This window comes from Halomonas sp. Mc5H-6, from assembly GCF_024124705.1.
Taxonomy (GTDB): Bacteria; Pseudomonadota; Gammaproteobacteria; order Pseudomonadales; family Halomonadaceae; genus Vreelandella; species Vreelandella subterranea.
In genome coordinates, this window is the sequence record NZ_JAMXSI010000008.1 from 139,833 (window position 1) to 162,493 (window position 22,661).

The window sequence follows — 22,661 nt, forward strand, 5'->3', positions numbered from 1 at the left end:
TTTCTGGTAACGGATAAGACCATCAACGCGACCGCCCATTGACGCTTGGCGCAATGCTGGGAATACACTAACCTGCCACACCCCCTGAAGAATGCAATGGCGCGATGGTGTAAGTCATGGTTGTTAATTTACTACATAAAGGCGAAATCGGACTAGCCCCTATGGAGGGGGTGATCGATGCGGTCACGCGCGAGCTGCTGACGGTCAGGCCTGGGTTTGACTGGACAGTGACGGAATTTGTGCGTGTCGTCGATGCCCGCCTACCGCCTCGGGTGTTTTATAAACACTGTCCTGAACTCGCCCGCGACCAGGTTGCCACGCCCAGCGGCATTCCTGTTCACCTGCAACTCCTGGGCGCCGATCCGGTGGCTCTCGCCGCCAATGCCCGCCAGGCCTTGTCACTCGGGGCGCGCAGCATTGACCTTAATTTCGGCTGCCCGGCCAAGCTCGTCAACCGTCACGACGGCGGCGCGTCCCTACTACGCCAGCCCGAGCGCGTTTACCAGGCCGTGAAAGCGGTTGCTTGTGCCCTGGACGGCGAAATTCCCGTAACGGCCAAAATCCGCCTGGGGTTCTCTGACCGCCGCCTGGCCATTGCCTGCGCCCAGGCCACTGAAGCCGGCGGCGCCGCCCGGCTCGTGGTTCACGGGCGCACCCGCGACGAAGGCTATCGGCCACCCGCCCACTGGGAATGGATCGCCAGGATTCGCCACCGCGTTTCACTGCCGGTGGTGGCCAATGGCGATATCTGGTCCCTGGAAGACTACTGGAAAGCGCGCACGCTATCCGGATGCCGCGATGTCATGCTGGGACGCAGCGCCCTGGCCGACCCCTGGCTGGCGCCCAGGATACGACACTGGCAACGCACCGGCGAACGCCTGCCCGACACCACCTGGTCAATGCGCGCCAGCGTTCTCAAGCAATACGCGCATCGTCAGCGTCAACAGCTGCCGAAGAAAGTGGTGGTATCGCTCGTCAAACAGTGGCTTGCGCAGATGCGGCAGGGCAATGCGGAGGCCAACCTTCACTTTCAGCGCGTCAAGCGGATTACCGACCTGGACACCCTGCTGGAAAGCCTGGTTGTGCCAGCCCGCATGGCCGAGACGGCATAAAAAAAGCGCCCCTACCGTTAAGTGGGGCGCTAAACGAGCACGAGACTCAAGCATGAGTCGCTTGAGCCTGACTAGAAAGCAGAAAACCCGCCCTTGAAAAGGACGGGTTTGGAATCTGGCGCGCCCGGGAGGATTCGAACCTCCGACCCTCTGATTCGTAGTCAGATACTCTATCCAGCTGAGCTACGGGCGCGTGGATGTTATTCCACGTTATCTATCTAAAAACACGGGTAAAACAACATCTGAAAAAGGTGGCGCGCCCGGGAGGATTCGAACCTCCGACCCTCTGATTCGTAGTCAGATACTCTATCCAGCTGAGCTACGGGCGCTTACCTTGATGTGCGGCTGGCGGAGAGAGAGGGATTCGAACCCTCGATAGGGCTATAAACCCTATACTCCCTTAGCAGGGGAGCGCCTTCAGCCACTCGGCCACCTCTCCTTAACGGCACGGCGCGAATATTACCGATTTGGCAGAAAGTTGTCCAGCCCTGCTCGGATTTTTTTCGCGCCGACCTTACCTTACGCGTATGACACGGCACTATCGCACCGCCAAACAGCGTTCACTCGGCTTCACTTTCACCGCTGCGTTCGCGCTGAATACGCTGGTATATCTCTTCACGATGAACCGCCACGTCTTTTGGCGCATTGACGCCGATACGAACCTGGTTACCCTTCACACCTAGTACGGTGACGGTGATTTCATCCCCGATCATCAGGGTTTCGCCGACACGGCGGGTTAGGATGAGCATGGCTGATCTCCTTCTCAGACGTTTAATACAACGGGATGTGTCCGCCGGCGGCGGTACCATGCCATTATGCGGCATGGTACCCCCTGCCACCAAAGGCACAGGCTCCATGACACCTTAACCTCCCGTTGAAAGAAAGCTCACCACCACACGGCAGCAAGTACCCTTCAGCGTAGAAGGTATAAGGCGTTAATGTTATTCAGATTCGATATCTGACTTATCCAGGCCGAATGCCTTGTGCAATGCATTCACGGCCAGCTCCATATGTTTCTCGTCAATCACCACCGAAATTTTAATCTCGGAGGTGGACACCATACGAATATTAACGTTTTCGTCAGCCAGCACGCGGAACATTTTCGATGCCACGCCCGCGTGAGAGCGCATACCGACACCTACCAGGGACACTTTGGCGATATTATCGTCGCCACGCAACTCACCGCCGCCCAGGCCTGGAATCACGGTTTCCTCAAGCAGCTTTTTGGTGGCCTTGTAATCACCTTTGGCCACGGTAAACGTGAAGTCGGTGTAATCGCCTGCCGGGGCCACGTTCTGAACGATCATGTCGACTTCGATATTGGCGTCGGCAATCGGCCCCAGAATACGCGAGGCAACACCCGGCACATCAGGCGTGTTGAGCAGGGTTAGCTTGGCTTCGTTTTTGGTAAAGGCAATACCGGAGATCAGCGGTTCTTCCATGGAGTCCTCGTCTTTGTCTGCTTCTGCAACAATCAGGGTACCGGGGCCGTCTTCAAAGCTCGACAGCACCCGCAGGGGAACGTTGTATTTACCGGCAAACTCGACCGCGCGAATTTGCAGTACTTTCGAGCCCAGACTTGCCAGCTCGAGCATTTCTTCAACGGTAATGTTTTCCAGCCGTTGCGCCTTGGAGCAGACACGGGGGTCGGTCGTGTAAACGCCATCAACGTCGGTATAGATCTGGCATTCATCGGCGCCCAGTGCGGCCGCCAGCGCCACGCCGGTGGTATCTGAACCGCCACGCCCCAGGGTGGTGATATTGCCTTCTTCATCGACACCCTGGAAACCCGCCACCACGACAACCTGACCGGCGTCCAGGTCGGCTTTCAGGTCTTCGGTTTCGATACGCTGGATGCGCGCCTTGGTGTAGGCACTGTCGGTGTGGATACCCACCTGGGCACCGGTATGCGACGTTGCCGCCACACCTGCCTGCTGGAGCGCCATCGCCAGCAGAGAGATCGTCACCTGCTCGCCGGTGGACAGCAGCATGTCCATCTCGCGCGGGGCGGGGTCGTCGTTTAACGCGTGCGCCATATCGGTCAGGCGATTGGTCTCGCCGCTCATCGCGGAGACCACCACGACCACCTGGTGGCCCTGGTCGCGAAAGCCTTTGACCTTTTCCGCCACGGCCTTGATACGGTCGACAGAGCCCACCGAGGTGCCGCCGAACTTCTGAACGTATAGTGCCATATGCCGTTTTCCTGTTATTTGGAAATGTATGAAGCAAAAAAGCCGGTAGCAAATAATGCCACCGGCTTCTCTGTTTAGCTAAGCGTGTTTTCCAACCATGCCGGTACGCTGTTCAACGCAGCGGGAAGCGCGTCGGGCTGACTCCCCCCTGCCTGGGCCATATCAGGGCGGCCACCTCCTTTGCCGCCTACCTGAGAGGCCACATGGTTGACCAGTTCACCCGCTTTGACACGGTCGGTGAGGTCTTTGGTGACGCCGGCAATCAGGCTGACCTTGCCAGCGTCAGTGTCGGTCACGCCAAGAATGATCACACCCGAACCCAGCTTGTTCTTGAGCTGGTCGAGAACACCGCGCAGCTCTTTACCCGATACGCCCTCGAGCTGGGTCGCCAGCAATTTGACGCCATTAACGTCCTGCGCCTGGCTGAGCATGTCACTTCCGGCGGCGCTGGCGAGCTTGGCCTTGAGCTGCTCAAGCTCTTTTTCCAGACTGCGATTGCGCTCGACCAACCCTTCGACACGTGCCTCAACCTGCTCGGGCTTGGTCTTCAACCGCTCGGCCAGCCGCTGGACGCGGGCTTCCTGTTCGCGGAAATACGCCAGGGCATTTTCGCCGGTAATCGCTTCGATGCGGCGCACCCCTGAGGCAATGCCTGCTTCGCTGACCAGGTGGCAACAACCGATGTCGCCGCTGCGCGCCACGTGGGTACCGCCGCACAGCTCAATCGAGAAGTCATCGGCGCCGATGGTCAGCACGCGGACGCTATCGGCGTACTTGGCTTCAAACAGCGCCGCTGCGCCCTTGGCCTTGGCCTGATCCAGGCTCATTTGCTCGATTTTGGTCGGCGCGTTGGCCAGGATCTGTTCGTTGACCAGCCGCTCCACCTCGGCCAGTTGCTCGGCGGTCATGGGCTCGAAGTGACTGAAGTCGAAACGCAGGCGCTCGGCATTGACCAGCGAGCCTTTCTGCTGAACGTGGTCACCCAACACCATGCGTAGCGCTTTATGCAGCAGGTGGGTCGCCGAGTGGTTGCGAACGGTGGCCGAGCGCAGGCTGGCATCCACCTCGCCGCGCACCTTGGCCCCGACATTCATCATGCCCTCGACCATGATCCCCTGGTGAAGGTGGTGGCCGCTTTGCTTCTGGGTGTCGGTGACCTGGAAACGCCCACCGTCCACATACAGGTAACCGGTATCGCCGACCTGACCGCCCGATTCACCGTAAAAGGGGGTCCGATCAAGTACGACAACGCCCTTCTGCCCCGCTTCCAGTGCCGCCAGTTCGTTGCCTTCGGTATCCACCAGGGCGGTCACGCTGGATTGGTCTTCCAGTCGGTCGTAGCCGGTAAAGGTGGTTTCGCCGTCCAGCTCGATGGAAGCGCTGTAATCGGCGCCAAACTGGCTGGCCGCTCGGGCACGCTCGCGCTGGGCTTCCAGTTCCCGCTGAAAGCCCTCTTCATCCAGCGTCACTTCGCGCTCGCGGCACACATCGGCGGTCAAGTCGTAGGGGAATCCGTAGGTGTCATAGAGCTTGAACACCGTCTCCCCCGGCAATACGTCGCCCTGCAGGTCATCGAGTGCCGCGCTTAACAGCCCCATGCCGTGATCCAGCGTACGGGCAAACTGCTCTTCTTCCTTGAGCAGGACACGGGTGATCTGGTCGCGAGCGTCCCGCAGCTCGGGGTAGGCATCGCCCATTTCCACATCGAGTGCGTCAACCAGCTTGTGGAAGAACGGCTCTGTGGCGCCCAGTTTGTGGCCATGGCGAATCGCTCGACGAATGATCCGGCGCAGTACATAACCACGCCCCTCATTGGACGGCAGCACGTCATCGGCAATCAAGAACGCACAGGAACGGATGTGGTCGGCAATCACCCGCAAGGAAGGCGCGGTGGTATCCGCGTAACCAGTAGCGCTGGCGGCAGCCTGCAGCAGGTTCTGGAACAGGTCGATTTCATAGTTGGAGTGCACGCTCTGCATGACGGCCGCGACACGCTCCAAGCCCATGCCGGTATCGATGGACGGCTTGGGCAGCGGGTTGAGCGTCCCTTCGGCGTCGCGATCGAACTGCATGAACACCAGGTTCCAGATTTCGATGTAGCGGTCGCCGTCTTCTTCCGGGCTTCCCGGCGGGCCACCCCAAACCTCGGGACCGTGGTCAAAGAAGATTTCGGAACTGGGGCCACAGGGGCCGGTATCGCCCATCTGCCAGAAGTTATCTTCGTCGAGTTTGGAAAACCGTTCAGGATCGATGCCGATCTCGTCTTTCCAGATACGCTCGGCTTCGTCGTCGCTGATGTGTACCGTTACCCACAGCTTGTCCTTGGGCAAGCCCAAGGTCTCGGTAAGAAAAGTCCAGGCGAAGCGAATGGCATCACGCTTGAAGTAGTCACCAAAGCTGAAGTTGCCCAGCATTTCAAAGAAGGTGTGGTGGCGCGCGGTATAGCCGACGTTATCCAGGTCGTTGTGCTTGCCACCCGCGCGAACACAGCGCTGTGCCGAGGTGGCGCGCACGTAGGGGCGCGGGTCGCGGCCCAGGAAAACATCCTTGAAAGGCACCATGCCCGCATTGGTAAACAATAGCGTCGGGTCATTGCCCGGTACTAGCGAACTCGTGGGCACGATGGTATGCCCGTGTTCTTCGAAAAAGGATAGAAAGGCCTGTCTGATCTCTGCGCTCTTCATAGGGTATCCGTAACAATAAAGCGTGATGCCCCAGGGCGCTGTCGCCGCTACCCGCTGGGGTCGCAAAGACGCCATTATAGCGCAGTTGTCAAACGACTAAAGCCGCAGTTAGTGGCAGAGCGGTCAGAAAGAAGGGTTAATCGCCCAAAAAAGCAGGCTATAGGCAATCCAGCGCGTAGCGAATCTGGTCAAAATCAAACCCCCGCATCGCCAGAAAGCGCTCGCGTTTAGCGCGTTCTTTAGGAGTATCACCGGGCGATGAAAAGCGCCGCGCCAGGGTATCACGGGCCAGCTCGAACCAGTCGACGGCCTCGCGTTCCTCGACAATCGCAAACGCTGCCGTGGCGACTTCCTGGTCGATACCGCGCTGGCGCAACTCGCCTTTGATGCGAATGACGCCCTGCCCTCGATTCACCCGTGACCGAATAAAACTTTCGGCAAACCGCTCATCCGACTGCAGGCCCTGCTCGACCAGGGCGTCCAGGCAGGTGTCGATATCCTCAGCAGCAAACGCCTTCTGTTCCAGCTTGCGCGCCAGCTCGGTGCGCGAGTATTCGCGCCTCGCGAGCAATTGGATAGCCACCTCGCGCGGGGTGGCTTCGTGGGAGGATGACAACATGCTGACGCTCGCGGCTTAAAGCAGGTCGTCTTCGGCGTTGGCGTCAGCCGCTTCTTCCTTCTTGGCAGCCTCTTCTTTCTTCGGCTCGGGCTGGGCAAGCAGCTGGGCGCGAATCTGGCTTTCGATCTCTTCCATGACGTCAGGATGCTCTTCCAGGTACTGGGCCGCATTGGCCTTGCCCTGACCGATCTTTTTACCCTTGTAGCTGTACCAGGCACCGGCCTTGTCCACCAGGTTCTGCTGCACACCCAGGTCGACCACTTCACCGGCGTGGTAGATGCCTTTGCCGTAGAGAATCTGGAATTCGGCCTGACGGAACGGCGGCGCCACCTTGTTCTTGACCACTTTCACGCGGGTTTCGTTACCGGTGACCTCGTCGCCGACTTTCACCGACCCCGTACGCCGGATGTCCAGCCGCACGCTTGAGTAAAACTTCAGCGCGTTACCGCCGGTGGTCGTTTCGGGGCTCCCGAACATCACGCCAATCTTCATGCGGATCTGGTTGATGAACACCACCAGGCAGTTGGCATTCTTGATATTGCCGCTGATCTTGCGCAACGCTTGCGACATCAAACGTGCCTGCAGGCCAACGTGGGCATCGCCCATTTCGCCTTCGATTTCAGCACGCGGGGTCAACGCCGCCACCGAATCGATGATAATCACATCGACACCGCCGGAACGCACCAGCATATCGGTGATCTCCAGCGCCTGTTCGCCGGTATCCGGCTGAGACACCAGCAGGTCGTCCAGATTGACCCCCAGTTTTTCTGCATAGCTGGGGTCCAGCGCATGCTCGGCATCCACGAACGCGCAGACTTTGCCCTGCTTCTGGGCTTGCGCGATCACCGACAGCGTGAGGGTCGTCTTACCCGAGGACTCCGGGCCGAAAATTTCAGCCACCCGGCCATACGGCAGGCCACCGATACCAAGGGCGATATCCAGACCCAGCGAGCCGGTGGACACCGACGGCATGACAACGCGGGGAGCGTCGCCCAGGCGCATGACCGTGCCTTTGCCAAACTGGCGATCAATCTGGCTGAGCGCAGCGTTGAGCGCCTTGGTGCGATTATCATCCTGAGCCATTCAGTCAATCCTCATCATAAGCTGTATAATTAGCCAGTAGTATGCCAAAGATTAGCCGCTAAACAAATCCTCAGCTAGTGTTTCGGGCGATTATTTCTCGCTGCCGTCGCCCACTTTTTCCGCCAGGCGCACTATCAGGCCTGCCAGCGCCTGGCGCACGGCCTGCTCACGAACGGCCTGACGGTCGCCAGGGAAAACAAACCGCTCGGCTTGCTGTTGGTTCGCATCGCCCCACGCCAGCCAGACGGTCCCCACAGGCTTGGTTTCGCTACCGCCGTCGGGGCCTGCAACACCGCTGACGGCCACCGCAAGTCCGGCACCGCTTTCCCGGCAGGCCCCTGCCACCATGGCCTTGACCACGGCATCGCTGACCGCACCATGGGCGTTCAGCGTGGCTTCCGGCACGCCCAGAAGCCGCGTCTTGGCCGTATTGGCGTAGGTGACGTAGCCGGTGGTGAAATACGCTGAACTACCCGCCACCGAGGTGATCGCACTGGCAATGCCGCCGCCGGTGCACGACTCGGCCGCGGTCACTTCCAGTTGCGCCTGCTGGCAAAGGCGCCCCAGGCGCTGGGCCAGCAGGGATAAGTCCAGATTCATCAAGCTTGAGACACTGGGTGACATCGTCGCTCCTTCATGTGCGTCGTCAATTCAGCGTAGAATACTGTGTTTCAGTTGCTCAAAGAACAGGCAGCAAGTTCCACGCGCTTGCGCCCCGCTTAATTAGGACGCCCATGTCACAGCCCAGCCCCGCGCACACGCCAATGATCGCGCAATACCTGAAGATCAAACGCGAACACCCCGAGGTACTGCTGTTTTACCGGATGGGGGACTTTTACGAGCTGTTTTTCGACGATGCCAAGCGCGCCGCTGCACTGCTGGATATCACCCTGACCCAGCGCGGCCAGTCGGGCGGCAAGCCCATCCCCATGGCGGGCGTTCCCTATCATAGCGCCGAGGGCTACCTGGCACGCCTGGTAGCCGCCGGTGAATCCGTCGCTATCTGCGAACAGATTGGCGACCCGGCAACAAGCAAAGGTCCCGTTGATCGCCAGGTCGTGCGTATTGTCACGCCCGGCACCCTGCACGACGAAGCCTTGCTGGATGCCCGGCGCGACAACGTTCTGGTGGCCGTTGCGCCCGGTAACGAGCAGTGGGGGCTGGCCTGGCTTGAGCTTTCCAGCGGCCGCTTTAGCGTGCTGGAAGTCGACAGTGAGGCCGAGATGCTGGCCGAGCTGACGCGGCTATCTCCGGCTGAGCTGCTGGTCCCCGAGAGCCTTACCCTGCCCGACGCATGGTCGCAGACCCGGGCCCTGCGCCGCCAGGGTGAATGGCTGTTTGATTTGCAGAGCGCAACCCGCAGCCTGTGCGACCAGTTCGAGGTACAGGACTTACGCGGCTTTGGCTGCGCCCACTTGACCACCGCGCTGGTCGCCGCCGGCGTGCTGATCGACTACGCGCGGGATACCCAGCGCTCACGCCTGCCCCACGTGACGGCCATCAGCGTCGAGAACCGCGACGACGCGGTGGTGATCGATGCCGCCAGCCGCCGTAATCTGGAAATCGATATCAACCTGGGGGGCGGGACTGACAACACCCTGGCCAGCGTTCTGGATACCTGCACCACGGCAATGGGCTCGCGCCTGCTGAAGCGCTGGCTGAATCGGCCGCTGCGCCAACGCGACGTCATTCAGGGTCGCCAGGCAGGCGTTGCGCTATTAAGCCTGGACGCTAATTACCTGGCCATCCGCGATACCCTGAACGACGTGGGTGACGTCGAACGCATTCTTGCCCGGGTGGCACTGTATAGCGCCCGTCCGCGCGACCTGGCACGCCTGCGTGATGCCCTGGCCACCCTGCCCACGCTGGAGCAGCAGTTGGGCGAGGTCGAAAACGGCAGCCTGCTGGATAGCCTGCGCCCGCATATTCGCCCCTACCCGGAGATCACCGACACGCTCCAGCGGGCGCTGGTCGACAATCCGCCGGTGGTGATCCGCGACGGCGGTGTCATCGCCCAGGGGTACGACGCGGAGCTTGACGAACACCGTGGCCTGGCCGAAAACGCCGGTGACTACCTGGTGCAGCTTGAAACCCGCGAGCGCGAACGCACCGGCCTTGCCAACCTGAAGGTCGGCTATAACCGCGTGCACGGTTACTTTATCGAACTGCCCCGAGCCCAGGCCCAGCAGGCCCCGGCCGACTATATTCGCCGCCAGACGCTGAAAAACGCCGAGCGGTTTATCATCCCCGAGCTTAAAGAGTTCGAAGACAAGGCCCTCTCGGCGAAATCCCGCGCGCTAAGCCGGGAAAAGTGGCTCTACGACCAGTTGCTCAACGCGCTCAACGAGGCGCTCAACGCGCTGCAGCGGACCTCCCAGGCGCTGGCCGAGCTTGACGTGCTGTGCGCCTTTGCCGAACGCGCCGAGGCACTCAACTGGGTACGCCCGACCCTGGTGGAGGCCACCGGTCTGACCATCCACGCCGGTCGCCACCCGGTGGTCGAGCAGGTGAGTGATCATCCCTTTGTCCCCAACGATGTCACCCTCACCCCCGAGCAGCACATGCTGATTATCACCGGCCCCAACATGGGCGGTAAATCCACCTACATGCGCCAGACGGCGCTGATTGCGCTGCTGGCCCACAGCGGCAGCTTTGTCCCGGCGGACGCCGCCGAAATAGGCCCTATCGATCGTATCTTTACCCGCATCGGCTCGTCGGATGACCTGGCGGGCGGACGCTCGACCTTCATGGTCGAAATGACCGAGACCGCCAATATCCTGCACAATGCCACCGAGCACAGCCTGGTACTGATGGACGAGATCGGCCGCGGCACCAGTACCTTTGACGGCCTGTCACTGGCGTGGGCAAGTGCAGAGCACCTGGCCAGTGCCCGCGCCTTGACCCTGTTCGCGACCCATTACTTTGAAATGACCGGGCTACCCGACCAGGCCGACGGCGTGGCCAATATTCACTTAACGGCTACCGAGCATGGCGACAACATCGTCTTCATGCACCGCATCGAGTCAGGCCCCGCCAGCCAGAGTTACGGCTTGCAGGTCGCCCAGCTGGCTGGGGTGCCCAGCCAGGTCATTCAACGGGCGCGTGAAAAGCTGGTGACCCTTGAGCAGCGCGACGTTGAGGAACAACGCCAAATGCCGCTGTCTCAAACAACTGCACCTCAGCAGAATGATTTGTTTGCCAGCGCACCTCATCCGGTGGTGGAGGCGCTGGAAAACGCGGATGTGGATGGCCTATCGCCACGTGAGGCACTGTCGCTGTTATATCAATGGCGCGAGCTGCTTTAAATTCGCGTAACAGAACAACGCCACGGCGCTTGCCGCCGCGTTTGGGCACCTCTAGAATGTCGCCCATACTTTTTAGCTTATAAAAAACGGCTGATTTATAACCATTCACGATTGACCACGACCAAGGGCGTCCCCTTGGTCCCGCAAGAGGGATAGCAAGATGACGTTTGTCGTTACCGAGAACTGCATCCAATGTAAATACACCGACTGTGTCGAAGTCTGCCCGGTCGACTGTTTTTACGAAGGCCCCAACTTTCTGGTGATCCACCCGGACGAATGTATCGATTGCGCGCTGTGCGAGCCGGAATGCCCCGCCGAGGCGATATTTTCGGAGGATGAACTGCCAGAGGGACAGGAGCAGTTTATTGAGATCAACGCGGAGCTGTCGGAAGTGTGGCCCAACATTGCCGAGAAGAAAGACCCGCTGCCCGATGCTGAAGAGTGGGATGGAAAAAGCGGCAAGCTGGAGAAGCTGGAACGCTGAAGCCATTCACGTCACCATTAACAGCGATCCTATTAAAACCAGCCAATACGCTGGTTTTTTTCTATCTACTGATTTTTAGGTCTATTGGCCTTTTGAATCATGTTGGCCTTTTATCTTAATCATGTGCCATGCATGCAAAAAAAGGCGGCCCGTAGGCCGCCCGCTCCAAGCACTTCCTCTTGACCACTCCCTGTGTCAACTTCCTTTGGTGCTGTCCTTGCCAGGGCTTACATCTCTGTTTCACCCGGCGCACCAACCTGCATCCCGTTGCATCCTGCGTGGGCGACATCCTTGCCCCCCTTGTCCTTGATGGGCATTGTGGCAGAACCACCTGACACCACAAGGTGGTCCTAAAAAGCAAAGGGCGAACCACGACGGCCCGCCCTTTTTTAAAAACCTTTTAAAAACAGAAACCTAAATTTTAATTAGTGCATAATTTCCGTTTTTCTTACGCCTTCCGAGCGATTTTCGACGGCATTTGTAAGAGATCTCTTACAAAATCTTGAGACATCTCTTACAAAGCCGCTGCCATTTCTAGCCTTATTGGCCTTTAATGGCCTTGATTCCGGGGTAGCTGACGTCGCCCAGTTCATCCTCGATGACCAGCAGGCGGTTGTACTTGGCAACACGGTCACTGCGGCAAAGCGAGCCGGTTTTAATCTGCCCGGCACAGGTGCCCACGGCCAAATCGGCGATGGTGGTATCTTCGGTCTCACCCGAGCGGTGGGAAATCACGGCGGTAAAGCCCGCGTCCTGGGCCATCTTGATGGCATCCAGCGTTTCCGACAGCGAACCGATCTGGTTGAACTTGATCAGGATGGAGTTGCCGATCTGCTCGTCGATACCGCGCTTGAGAATCTTGGTGTTGGTCACGAACAAATCATCGCCAACCAGCTGGACCTTATCGCCCAGTTTATCGGTCAACGCTTTCCAGCCGTCCCAGTCAGATTCATCCATGCCGTCTTCGATGGACACGATCGGATAGTCCTCGCACAGGCCTGCAAGGTAATCAGTGAAGCCCTGGGCGTCGTAGCTTTTGCCTTCACCGGCAAGGTTGTACTGACCGTCTTTGTAGAATTCGGAAGACGCACAGTCCAGCGCCAGCGTCACATCGCTGCCCAGCGAGTAGCCCGCATCGGCAACCGCCTGCTTGATAACCGCCAGCGCGTCAGCGTTGGACGCCAGGTTGGGGGCGAAACCGCCTTCGTCGCCTACCGAGGTGGAAAGCCCCTTGGCCGACAGTACCTTTTTCAGGGCGTGGAAAATTTCCGCGCCCATGCGCAGGCCTTCGCGGAAGTTGGCCGCGCCTACTGGCTGGACCATGAATTCCTGGATATCGACGTTGTTATCCGCATGCTCGCCACCGTTCAGGATGTTCATCATCGGCACGGGCATGCGGTACTGGCCAGGCTGGCCGTATAGCTCGGCGATGTGCGCGTAGAGTGGCACGCCTTTGGCATTGGCAGCGGCTTTAGCTGCCGCAAGCGATACGGCCAGAATCGCATTGGCGCCCAGGTTGGCCTTGTTATCCGTGCCGTCCAGGGCAAGCATGGCGTCGTCCAGGCCACGCTGATCGCGCGCGTCCATCCCCAGCAATGCCTCTCGGATTCTGCCATTGACCGCGTCCACTGCTTTGAGCACGCCTTTACCCAGGTAGCGCGCCTTGTCGCCATCACGTAGTTCGAGCGCTTCCCGCGAGCCGGTAGAGGCGCCGCTTGGGGCACAGGCGTCGCCTACCGCACCGCTTGCCAGGCGAACGGTTGCCTGAACGGTGGGGTTACCGCGTGAATCGAGTACTTCCAACGCACGGATATCAACGATTTTGGTCATGACAGTGTCCTTAGTTGTCGGTCTAATGGAGGTTTAACGTATCACGTTTGGCGGCGCCATCAGCGAATGGACAGCGGCGCAAAGCCTTTCACCAGCGCATCCAGCTGCATGAGCTGGGTCAGAAACGGCTCCAGCTGATCCAGCGGCAAAGCGCAGGGGCCATCGCACTTGGCATTATCGGGGTCCGGGTGCGCTTCCAGGAACAGCCCGGCCAAACCCACCGCGACGCCCGCGCGAGCCAATTCCGCCACCTGGGCACGGCGCCCATCGGCGCTATCGGCACGCCCACCCGGGCGCTGCAGTGCGTGGGTCACGTCGAAAAACACCGGCGACCCGGTTTGCTTCATGTCGCCCAGGCCCAGCATATCCACAATCAGGTTGTTATAGCCAAAACTGGTGCCCCGCTCGCAAAGCATCAGGCGGTCGTTACCGGCTTCCCGGAACTTGGTGAGGATATGACGCATTTCATGCGGCGCCAAAAACTGCGGTTTCTTGATATTGATCGCCGCCCCCGTCCTGGCCATGGCCACGACCAGATCGGTCTGGCGTGCAAGAAACGCTGGCAGTTGGATAATATCGGCCACTTCGGCTGCCGGTGCGGCCTGCCAGGGTTCGTGGACGTCGGTGATGACCGGCACTCCGTGGCGGGCTTTTATGTCCGCCAGGATCTGCAGGCCTTTTTCCAGTCCCGGTCCACGGTAGGAGTGGATCGAGCTGCGGTTGGCCTTATCAAAACTCGCCTTGTAGACGTAGGGCATGCCCAGCTTTTGCGTCACCTTGACGTAGGTCTCGGCCACTTCATCCGCCAGCTCAGCCGACTCCAGGACGTTCATGCCCCCCAGCAGCATCAGAGGCAAAGAATTGCCGGCGGTTAGGCCGGCAACGTTGATATGGTGCTCTTGGAATGTCTCTTGAGAAGCCATGCTTCCCCCTGTTATTCCTGACCTGTGGTTATTCCTGAGGTGCCGCGTGGGCACGTGCTCGCGCGGCTTTGTGTTCGACGGCGGCATTGATAAAGCCCGAGAACAGCGGATGACCATCGCGGGGTGTCGAGGTGAATTCCGGGTGGAATTGGCAGGCGACGTACCAGGGGTGGTCAGCGAGTTCGACCATTTCCACCAGCGACTGGTCGACGCTCTTGCCTGAAATCACCAGCCCCGCCTTTTCCAGGTCGTCGATAAACTGGTTATTGACTTCGAAGCGGTGGCGGTGGCGCTCGACGATTTCATCGGCACCATAGGCTTCACGTGCCTTGCTGCCCGACGCGAGGCGGCATATCTGCCCGCCCAGGCGCATGGTGCCCCCCAGGTCGGACGCTGCATCGCGCAGCTCAATCTTGCCTTCTGCATTCAGCCATTCGGTAATCAGGCCGACAACGGGGTGCTGTGTATCGTGGGTGAACTCGGTGGAGTTGGCATCTTCCCAGCCCGCCACATGCCGCGCAAACTCGATCACGGCCACCTGCATGCCTAAGCAGATCCCCAGATACGGCACCTTGTTTTCACGGGCAAACTGAGCGGTCATGATCTTGCCTTCAACGCCGCGCTCGCCAAAGCCGCCGGGCACCAGGATGGCGTCTTTACCGGCCAGCCGTTCGGTACCATGGCGCTCGATATCTTCAGAGTCGACGAAGTCGATATTGACCTTGATGCGCCCCTGGATACCGGCATGGGTCAAGGCTTCATTGAGCGATTTGTAGGCGTCGAGCAATTCCATGTACTTGCCGACCATGGCGATGCTGACCGACTTCAGCGGGTTGAGCTTGGCATCCAGCACCTTCACCCACTCGGAAAGATCCGCCGGACCGGCTTCCAGACGCAGTTTGTCACAGACGATATCGTCCAGCCCATGCTCATGAAGCATCAGCGGGATGCGGTAGATGGTATCGGCATCCTGCAGCGGCACGACCGCACGCTCTTCCACGTTGGTGAACAGGGCAATCTTGCGCCGCTCGCTCTCTTCCAGCTCGACTTCGCTGCGGCAGATCAGGATATCCGGCTGGATACCGATGGAGCGGAGCTCCTTGACGCTGTGCTGGGTGGGCTTGGTTTTGGTTTCACCCGCCGTCTTGATGTAAGGCACCAGCGTCAGGTGCATGAAGAGTGCGCGGTTGGCACCCTGTTCGCTGCGAATCTGGCGGATCGATTCCAGGAAGGGGAGCGACTCAATATCGCCGACCGTACCGCCGATTTCCACCAGCGCCACGTCGAAGCCTTCGCCCCCGGCGTAGACGCGCTGCTTGATCTCGTCGGTGATATGCGGAATCACCTGAACGGTACCGCCCAGGTAGTCACCACGGCGCTCTTTGCGCAGCACATGCTCATAGACACGGCCGGTGGTGAAGTTGTTGCCCTGGGTCATTTTGGTACGAATAAAGCGTTCGTAGTGACCAAGGTCAAGGTCGGTTTCGGCACCATCCTCGGTGACAAATACCTCGCCATGCTGGAAGGGACTCATGGTGCCCGGGTCGACGTTGATGTAGGGGTCGAGCTTGAGCATGGTGACCTTAAGGCCGCGTGCCTCGAGAATCGCCGCCAGCGAGGCCGACGCGATGCCCTTGCCAAGAGAGGACACAACGCCGCCGGTCACGAAGATATATCGTGTCATGAAAAACCTGTCGAAACGTGATCAAAAGGCACGGCAGAAAGCCACACCAGGATGGGACGACAGAATAGCAGAGTACGACCTAAGGCTCAATTACGGCGGGAAGAGGGATCGAGGCGCCTAGGGTGATAGCCAGTAGACGGCCTGATCGCCCGACAAGTCGGGCTCCTACAGGGCTGGGTGCATGCACCGGGGTTCGTAGGAGCTCAATTTATTGAGCGATCAGCAATTATCAAGCCGCCGCAAGTTATCGCTTGTAGATGGCCCGATCGCCCGACAAGTCGGGCGCCTACAAGCTGGGTGCATGCACCGGGGTTCGTAGGAGCGCAATTTATTGAGCGATCAGCAATTATCAACCCACCACAAGTTATCGCTTGTAGATGGCCCGATCGCCCGACAAGTCGGGCGCCTACAGGGCTGGGTGCGTGCACCGGGGTTCGTACGAGCTCAATTTATTGCGCGATCAGCAATTATCAAGCCACCACAAGTTATCGCTTGTAGATGGCCCGATCGCCCGACAAGTCGGTCGCCTACAAGACCGGTGCTGGAACCCGGATTAAACGCCCAGATAATCCAGCATGCCTTCCGCTGCCTGACGGCCTTCATAGATGGCGGTAACCACCAGGTCAGAGCCGCGCACCATATCGCCACCGGCAAAGATCTTCTCGTTGCTGGTCTGGTAGGCGTACTGGCCATGCTCCGGCGCTTTCACCCGGTCACGCTCGTCCACCTGGATATTGGCGGGGTCAAACCACGGGGCAGGGCTTGCCTGGAAGCCGAAGGCGATGACCACGGCATCGGCGGCAACAATCTCTTCCGAGCCTGGAACCACTTCAGGGCGCTGGCGACCGTTTTCATCCGGCTCGCCCAGACGGGTGCGCACCACCTTCACGCCTTCGACCTTGTCGTCACCGACAACGGCAACCGGCTGACGGTTGAACAGGAACTCGACGCCCTCTTCCCGGGCATTGGCGACTTCCTTGCGCGACCCTGGCATGTTTTCTTCGTCGCGGCGGTAGGCGCAGGTGACGCTGGTGGCCCCCTGACGGATCGAGGTACGGTTGCAGTCCATGGCGGTATCACCACCGCCCAGGACCACCACGCGCTTGCCTTCCATGGAAATGTAATCGTTGGGGTCTTTTTCAAAGCCCAGGCAGCGGTTGACGTTGGCAATCAGGAAGTCGAGCGCCTTGTAGACGCCCGGCAGGTCTTCGCCCGGGAAGCCGCCTTCCATGTACTTGTAGGTACCCATGCCCAGGAAAACGGCGTCGTAGTCCTGGAGCAGGGTATCGAACTCAACGTCGGTACCGATTTCGGTATTCAGCCGGAACTCGACGCCCATTTCCTCAAAGACCGCACGACGACGCTCCATGACGTTCTTTTCCAGCTTGAACTCGGGAATACCGAACGTCAGCAGGCCGCCGATTTCAGGGTACTTATCGAACACCACCGGCTTGACACCATTGCGCGCCAGAATATCGGCGCAGCCGAGGCCCGCAGGACCGGCACCCACAATGGCCACTTTTTTGTCCGTCCAGGTGACCTGGGACATATCCGGACGCCAGCCCATGGCAAAGGCGGTATCGGTAATGTACTTCTCGATCGAACCAATGGTCACCGCCCCAAAGCCGTCGTTGAGCGTGCAGTCACCCTCGCACAGACGGTCCTGGGGGCACACACGGCCACATACCTCGGGCAGCGAGTTGGTTTTATGCGACAGCTCGGCGGCTTCGATAATGTTGCCTTCCACCACCAGCTGCAGCCAGTTGGGAATATAGTTGTGCACCGGGCACTTCCACTCGCAGTACGGGTTGCCACAGTGCAGGCAGCGGTGTGCCTGGCTGGCCGCATCGGTGGGCTTGTACGGCTCGTAGATTTCAGTAAATTCTTTGGCACGCTTACGCGCATCTTTTTTCTGCGGGTCCTGACGACCCACATCCACAAACTGGAAATCGTTATTCAAACGGTTGGCCATGATTTCTCTCCTGTCAGCGATAGGGGCACAAAACGGTTATTCCGGCTGACGCCGAGACTGATCCAGCAGGCTACCCAGGCTTGCAGCCTTGGGTTTTACCAGCCAGAAGTGACGCGCGTAGTCGCTGAAGTCTTCCAAAATAGCCGCCCCACGTGCTGATCCTGTCGCTGCGACGTAGGCCTCAATCATTTCGCGCAGGTGGCGACGATACGCCTCCATTGCTTCGGTGTTAACACGGTGAATCTCAACCAGTTCATGGTTGTACTTGTCGACGAAGGTGCGCTCTTCATCCAGCACGTAGGCAAACCCGCCCGTCATGCCGGCGCCGAAGTTCACCCCGGTTTCACCGAGGACACAGACCAGGCCGCCGGTCATGTATTCGCAACAGTGGTCGCCTGCGCCTTCGATAACGGCCGTCGCCCCGGAGTTGCGCACCCCGAAACGTTCACCCGCCGTACCCGCCGCAAACAGCGTACCGCCGGTCGCGCCATACAGACAGGTGTTGCCGATGATCGCCGTTTTATGGCTTTCAAATTCACTGACTTTCGGTGGCACAATCACGATGCTGCCGCCGTTCATGCCTTTACCCACATAGTCGTTGGCATCGCCTTCGAGATACAGATTCAGGCCGCGGGCGTTCCACACCCCGAAGCTCTGCCCGGCAACGCCGGTAAAGCGGGCGGTGATCGGCGCGTTTTCCAGGCCTTCTTCACCGTAGCGCTTGGCAATCGCGCCGGATGTCAGCGCGGCGACACTACGGTCACAGTTGGTAATGGTGAAATCGAACTCGCCACCCGACTGGTTTTCGATGGCATCTTTCAATGCCGCCAACACTTCCTGGTTTTTGGCGCCCGGATCGTGGGGCACGTTACGGCTCACCTTGCAGAACTGGGGCGCATCCGCGGGCACGAAGTCGTTGGTCAGCAGCGGCGTCAAATCCAGCTTGCGCTGGGAGGCGGTATTGCCTTCCAGTACTTCGAGCAGGTCGGTACGGCCGATCAGATCGGTGAGTTTGGTCACACCGAGCATGGCCATCAGCTCGCGCACTTCTTCGGCGATAAAGCGGAAGTAGTTCTTGACCATGTCCACGGTACCGCGGAAGTGCTCGCCGCGCAGGAAGTCGTCCTGGGTGGCGACACCCGTGGCACAGTTGTTCAGGTGACAGATGCGCAGGTACTTGCAGCCCAGCGCGACCATCGGCGCGGTCCCGAAGCCGAAGCTTTCCGCCCCCAGGATCGCCGCCTTGACCACGTCCAAACCGGTCTTCAGACCGCCGTCGGTCTGCAGGCGGATCTTGTCACGCAAGCTGTTGATACGCAGCGCCTGGTGGACTTCCGGCAGTCCAAGCTCCCAGGGTGACCCGGCGTGCTTGATCGAGGTCAGCGGACTTGCGGCGGTGCCTCCATCATAGCCGGACACGGTAATCAGGTCGGCATAGGCCTTGGCCACCCCGGTGGCGATGGTGCCAATACCCGGCTCGGACACCAGCTTGACCGATACCTGGGCGTCCGGGTTGACCTGTTTGAGGTCAAAGATCAGCTGCGCCAGGTCTTCGATCGAATAGATGTCATGGTGCGGCGGCGGTGAAATCAGCGTCACGCCGGGCACCGAGTAGCGCAGCCGCGCAATCAGCTGATTGACCTTGCCGCCCGGTAGCTGACCGCCCTCGCCGGGCTTGGCGCCCTGGGCGACCTTGATCTGCAGGACTTCCGCATTGACCAGGTAGTGAGGCGTCACGCCAAAGCGGCCAGAGGCAATCTGCTTGATCTTGGAGCTGCGGATGGTGCCGTAGCGCGCCGGGTCTTCACCGCCCTCGCCGGAGTTGGAGCGGCCACCTTCCTCGTTCATCGCCTGGGCCAGGGCTTCGTGGGCCTCCGGCGACAGCGCGCCCAGCGACATGCCCGCGCTGTCAAAGCGCGGCAGCAGGTCTTCGACCGGCTCGACGTCATCCAGCGAAACCGGCGTTTCGGCAGGCTTGAGGGCCAGCAGATCGCGGATTGTCGCCACCGGCCGCTCGTTGACCAGTTGGGCGAACTTCTTCCACTTGGCGTAGCTGCCTTCCTGCACGGCGGCCTGAAGCGTCATCACCACATCAGGGTTATAGGCGTGATACTCGTGGTTATGAACGTACTTGAACAAGCCGCCCTGGGTGATGCCCTTGCGCGGAATCCAGGCGTCTTTGGCCAGCAATGCCTGCTGCATCTGCAGCTCGGCAAAGCCGGTGCCCTGGATGCGCGACGCCATGCCCGGGAAGCACATCTGCATGATGTCGTCGTCGAGGCCGACGGCTTCGAACAGCATCGAACCGCGGTAAGACGCCAGTGTCGAGATGCCCATCTTGGAGAGGATCTTGAACAGCCCCTTCTGCAGGCCTTTGCGGTAGTTTTCACGCGCGTCTGCCGGGTTGCCGGTCAGCTCACCGGTGCGGTGCATATCCGCCATCACCTGGTAGGCAAGCCATGGGTAGACCGCCGTCGCGCCCACGCCAAACAGTACGGCCATCTGGTGGGCGTCCCGGGCGTAGCCGGTCTCGACCACAATATTGGCGTTGGGGCGCAGGGCGAGTCGGCCCAAGTGGCTATGAACCGCGCCCACCGCCAGCGCGGCCTGAATCGGCAATAGCCCCTGGGTTAAATCGGCATCGGTCAACACCAGCAGGACCTTACCGGCCCGCACCTGGGTTTCGGCTTCCTTACACAGCGCGGTCAGCGCCTGTTTGAGCGACTGCTGCTCGGGGTCATAGCCAAGCGACAGGGTGTGACTGGCAAACGCCGGATCATCCTGACTGACCAGGGCGGTAAATTTGCGCGGCGACAGCACCGGCGTGGTCAAGATCAGCCGGTGGGCATGCTCCGGGGTCGCCTTGAAAACATTCAGCTCGGCGCCGCAACAGGTTTCCAGCGACATGACGATGGCTTCACGCAGCGGATCGATGGCCGGGTTGGTCACCTGAGCGAACTTCTGGCGGAAGTAATCCGTCAGCAGCCGCGGACGACTGGAAAGCACCGCCATGGGCGTGTCATCACCCATTGAACCCACCGCTTCCTGGCCGCTTTCAGCCAACGGGCGCAGCACCTGATCGCGTTCCTCAAAGCTGACCTGGAACATCTTCTGCTGCACGTTCAGGGCATTGCCATCCATGTTCTGGAAACGCGCCAACTCGGTGAGCGCCGATTCCAGGTAGTTGGCTTCCTGCTTGAGCCAGCGCTTGTACGGATACGCCGACTTCAGCCGATTGTCGATGTCCTCGGTGTGCAGTACCTCACCGGTATGGGTATCCACCGCCAGCATCTGGCCGGGGCCCACGCGGCCTTTGGCCACCACGTCTTCCGGCTGGTAGCCGTAAGTGCCGATTTCCGAGGCCAGGGTGATATAGCCATTCTTGGTAATCACCCAGCGCGCGGGGCGCAGGCCGTTGCGGTCGAGCATGCAGACAGCCTGGCGACCGTCGGTCATCACGACGCCCGCCGGGCCATCCCAGGGTTCCATATGCATGGAGTTGTATTCGTAGAAGCCGCGCAGCTCGGCGTCCATGGTTTCGACGTTCTGCCAGGCAGGCGGCACCATCATGCGCACTGCGCGGTGTAGCTCCATGCCACCGGTGAGCAGCACTTCCAGCATGTTATCCATGCTGGAGGAGTCTGAACCGGTGGTATTGACGATTTCATCCAGTTCGGCGATGTCCGGCAGGCGTTCGTTAACGAAGTTCGCTTTACGCGAGTTCGCCCAGCCGCGGTTGGCTTGAATGGTATTGATCTCGCCGTTGTGCGCCAGCAGACGGAACGGCTGGGCAAGCGGCCAGCGCGGTGCGGTGTTGGTCGAGAAACGCTGATGGAAGACGCAGATAGCCGTTTCCAGACGCGGGTCGTTGAGGTCTGTATAGAAGGCCGGCAGGTCTTCGGGCATCACCAGCCCTTTGTAAGACACCACTTCAGACGATAGCGAGGCGACATAAAAGTCTTCGTCATCGCGCATTGCCTGTTCGGCATAACGGCGCGCCATGAACAGGTCAACGTCAAAGTGCTCACCGCTGCCCGGCTGCACGAAGACCTGTTTGATACGCGGCAGGCAATCAAGCGACATCGGCCCGCATACGCTGGAATCCGTGGGTACGTCGCGCCAGCCGATCACGTTCAGGCCGCGCGCCTTGAGCGTGTCTTCAAGAGTGTCGCGTCCGCGGGCGGCCCGCTTGTCATCATCGGGTAGGAACACGACCCCAACGGCAAAGCGCTCGCCCAGTTCCACGCCCAAGGCATCCTTGGCCACCGCCTGCATGAAGTGAGTGGGCATTTTAAGCAACAGCCCGCAGCCATCGCCGGTTTTACCGTCCGCAGCGATACCCCCCCGGTGCGTCATGCAGGTGAGGGACTCGATCGCGGTTTTCAACAGATCGTGGCTGGCCTGCCCTTCCATATGGGCAATCAGGCCAAAGCCGCAGTTGTCGCGAAACTCGCCGGGCTGGTGAAGACCTCTATTCATGGGCGTGCCTCTAGTCTAGTCAGCGTGTTTTTTTGGTAGCGCGGTTGTGATAAAAAGGCGGGTTGTTGATTTTTTAAGTGGTGATCACCGGCCTGCTGGAGGGCGGCTTTTGCCTTCGCTACCATTGGAAAATGGCCGGTCAGCATAGCGATTTGCAGCCGCTTTGCGCAATCTTTCCTCGCCTCCCGGACCCTCAAAACCCTTTCCAAATCCTGTAGTTGCACAACCGATCAATTAAAAAATCGATATCCTTCAACCACTTGCAATGCAGCTAAACGCTATTTTAACGAAAAA

14 protein-coding genes and 3 tRNA genes are annotated in these 22,661 nt (G+C 59.8%); 3 read left to right on the forward strand and 14 right to left on the reverse strand.

What is annotated here, in order from left to right:
• Positions 1 to 161 precede the first annotated feature (161 nt).
• A complete protein-coding gene (locus tag NH395_RS12770) occupies positions 162 to 1,112 on the forward strand; it encodes a tRNA-dihydrouridine synthase family protein (RefSeq protein ID WP_253025457.1) in 951 nt (316 codons plus the stop codon).
• 116 nt (positions 1,113 to 1,228) lie between these two features.
• Here the strand turns inward: NH395_RS12770 and NH395_RS12775 are convergent.
• The 9 genes from NH395_RS12775 to NH395_RS12815 all read right to left on the reverse strand — a co-directional run bounded on the left by NH395_RS12775 (position 1,229) and on the right by NH395_RS12815 (position 8,314).
• A tRNA-Arg gene (locus NH395_RS12775) sits at positions 1,229 to 1,305 on the reverse strand.
• Between the two features lie 59 nt (positions 1,306 to 1,364).
• Positions 1,365 to 1,441 (reverse strand) — tRNA-Arg (locus NH395_RS12780).
• Between the two features lie 17 nt (positions 1,442 to 1,458).
• A tRNA-Ser gene (locus tag NH395_RS12785) sits at positions 1,459 to 1,551 on the reverse strand.
• A 121-nt stretch (positions 1,552 to 1,672) separates the two neighbouring features.
• Entirely contained in the window at positions 1,673 to 1,861 is a 189-nt protein-coding gene (csrA, locus tag NH395_RS12790) for a carbon storage regulator CsrA (RefSeq protein WP_066321318.1), read from the reverse strand.
• Positions 1,862 to 2,053: 192 nt separating this feature from the next.
• Positions 2,054 to 3,304 carry an aspartate kinase gene (locus tag NH395_RS12795; RefSeq protein WP_066321316.1) on the reverse strand — a complete coding sequence of 417 codons (1,251 nt, stop codon included), beginning with the start codon at positions 3,302 to 3,304 and terminating at the stop codon, positions 2,054 to 2,056.
• A 74-nt stretch (positions 3,305 to 3,378) separates the two neighbouring features.
• Positions 3,379 to 5,988: an alanine--tRNA ligase gene (gene alaS, locus NH395_RS12800; protein ID WP_253025355.1), complete on the reverse strand. Its 2,610-nt coding sequence runs from the start codon at positions 5,986 to 5,988 to the stop codon at positions 3,379 to 3,381.
• Positions 5,989 to 6,145: 157 nt separating this feature from the next.
• On the reverse strand, positions 6,146 to 6,607 hold the full coding sequence (locus tag NH395_RS12805; RefSeq protein WP_253025357.1) for a regulatory protein RecX: 462 nt from the start codon (positions 6,605 to 6,607) through the stop codon (positions 6,146 to 6,148).
• A 15-nt stretch (positions 6,608 to 6,622) separates the two neighbouring features.
• Entirely contained in the window at positions 6,623 to 7,690 is a 1,068-nt protein-coding gene (gene recA, locus NH395_RS12810; protein WP_066321310.1) for a recombinase RecA, read from the reverse strand.
• Between the two features lie 90 nt (positions 7,691 to 7,780).
• Positions 7,781 to 8,314, reverse strand: coding sequence for a CinA family protein (locus NH395_RS12815; protein ID WP_253025359.1), 534 nt, complete (start codon positions 8,312 to 8,314; stop codon positions 7,781 to 7,783).
• 110 nt (positions 8,315 to 8,424) lie between these two features.
• Between NH395_RS12815 and mutS the strand changes: the two genes are divergently transcribed.
• Both mutS and fdxA read left to right on the forward strand, forming a co-directional pair.
• Positions 8,425 to 10,995, forward strand: coding sequence for a DNA mismatch repair protein MutS (gene mutS, locus NH395_RS12820; RefSeq protein ID WP_253025361.1), 2,571 nt, complete (start codon positions 8,425 to 8,427; stop codon positions 10,993 to 10,995).
• Positions 10,996 to 11,155: 160 nt separating this feature from the next.
• Positions 11,156 to 11,479 carry a ferredoxin FdxA gene (gene fdxA, locus NH395_RS12825; RefSeq protein ID WP_092829671.1) on the forward strand — a complete coding sequence of 108 codons (324 nt, stop codon included), beginning with the start codon at positions 11,156 to 11,158 and terminating at the stop codon, positions 11,477 to 11,479.
• A 540-nt stretch (positions 11,480 to 12,019) separates the two neighbouring features.
• On the opposite strand, the gene eno is transcribed toward fdxA, so the two are convergent.
• The 5 genes from eno to gltB form a co-directional block, all read right to left on the reverse strand.
• Positions 12,020 to 13,309 (reverse strand): phosphopyruvate hydratase, encoded by a 1,290-nt coding sequence (eno, locus tag NH395_RS12830; RefSeq protein ID WP_253025363.1) that lies wholly within the window; start codon positions 13,307 to 13,309, stop codon positions 12,020 to 12,022.
• A 59-nt stretch (positions 13,310 to 13,368) separates the two neighbouring features.
• Positions 13,369 to 14,232, reverse strand: a complete 864-nt coding sequence (gene kdsA, locus NH395_RS12835; RefSeq protein WP_253025365.1) for a 3-deoxy-8-phosphooctulonate synthase — start codon at positions 14,230 to 14,232, stop codon at positions 13,369 to 13,371.
• A 28-nt stretch (positions 14,233 to 14,260) separates the two neighbouring features.
• The gene (locus NH395_RS12840) at positions 14,261 to 15,916 is read right to left on the reverse strand and encodes a CTP synthase (RefSeq protein WP_092829665.1); all 1,656 of its coding nucleotides are present in this window, start codon (positions 15,914 to 15,916) and stop codon (positions 14,261 to 14,263) included.
• Positions 15,917 to 16,469: 553 nt separating this feature from the next.
• On the reverse strand, positions 16,470 to 17,888 hold the full coding sequence (locus NH395_RS12845) for an FAD-dependent oxidoreductase (protein ID WP_092829663.1): 1,419 nt from the start codon (positions 17,886 to 17,888) through the stop codon (positions 16,470 to 16,472).
• A 36-nt stretch (positions 17,889 to 17,924) separates the two neighbouring features.
• The gene (gene gltB, locus NH395_RS12850; RefSeq protein ID WP_253025367.1) at positions 17,925 to 22,367 is read right to left on the reverse strand and encodes a glutamate synthase large subunit; all 4,443 of its coding nucleotides are present in this window, start codon (positions 22,365 to 22,367) and stop codon (positions 17,925 to 17,927) included.
• Between the last annotated feature and the right edge of the window lie 294 nt (positions 22,368 to 22,661).

What these genes read in the sequence shown, in the direction of transcription:
- NH395_RS12770 (WP_253025457.1), top strand. Translation starts at nt 162, where the DNA reads ATGGAGGGGGTGATCGATGCGGTCACGCGCGAGCTGCTGACGGTCAGG.
- csrA (WP_066321318.1), bottom strand. Translation starts at nt 1,861, where the DNA reads ATGCTCATCCTAACCCGCCGTGTCGGCGAAACCCTGATGATCGGGGAT.
- NH395_RS12795 (WP_066321316.1), bottom strand. Translation starts at nt 3,304, where the DNA reads ATGGCACTATACGTTCAGAAGTTCGGCGGCACCTCGGTGGGCTCTGTC.
- alaS (WP_253025355.1), bottom strand. Translation starts at nt 5,988, where the DNA reads ATGAAGAGCGCAGAGATCAGACAGGCCTTTCTATCCTTTTTCGAAGAA.
- NH395_RS12805 (WP_253025357.1), bottom strand. Translation starts at nt 6,607, where the DNA reads ATGTTGTCATCCTCCCACGAAGCCACCCCGCGCGAGGTGGCTATCCAA.
- recA (WP_066321310.1), bottom strand. Translation starts at nt 7,690, where the DNA reads ATGGCTCAGGATGATAATCGCACCAAGGCGCTCAACGCTGCGCTCAGC.
- NH395_RS12815 (WP_253025359.1), bottom strand. Translation starts at nt 8,314, where the DNA reads ATGTCACCCAGTGTCTCAAGCTTGATGAATCTGGACTTATCCCTGCTG.
- mutS (WP_253025361.1), top strand. Translation starts at nt 8,425, where the DNA reads ATGTCACAGCCCAGCCCCGCGCACACGCCAATGATCGCGCAATACCTG.
- fdxA (WP_092829671.1), top strand. Translation starts at nt 11,156, where the DNA reads ATGACGTTTGTCGTTACCGAGAACTGCATCCAATGTAAATACACCGAC.
- eno (WP_253025363.1), bottom strand. Translation starts at nt 13,309, where the DNA reads ATGACCAAAATCGTTGATATCCGTGCGTTGGAAGTACTCGATTCACGC.
- kdsA (WP_253025365.1), bottom strand. Translation starts at nt 14,232, where the DNA reads ATGGCTTCTCAAGAGACATTCCAAGAGCACCATATCAACGTTGCCGGC.
- NH395_RS12840 (WP_092829665.1), bottom strand. Translation starts at nt 15,916, where the DNA reads ATGACACGATATATCTTCGTGACCGGCGGCGTTGTGTCCTCTCTTGGC.
- NH395_RS12845 (WP_092829663.1), bottom strand. Translation starts at nt 17,888, where the DNA reads ATGGCCAACCGTTTGAATAACGATTTCCAGTTTGTGGATGTGGGTCGT.
- gltB (WP_253025367.1), bottom strand. Translation starts at nt 22,367, where the DNA reads ATGAATAGAGGTCTTCACCAGCCCGGCGAGTTTCGCGACAACTGCGGC.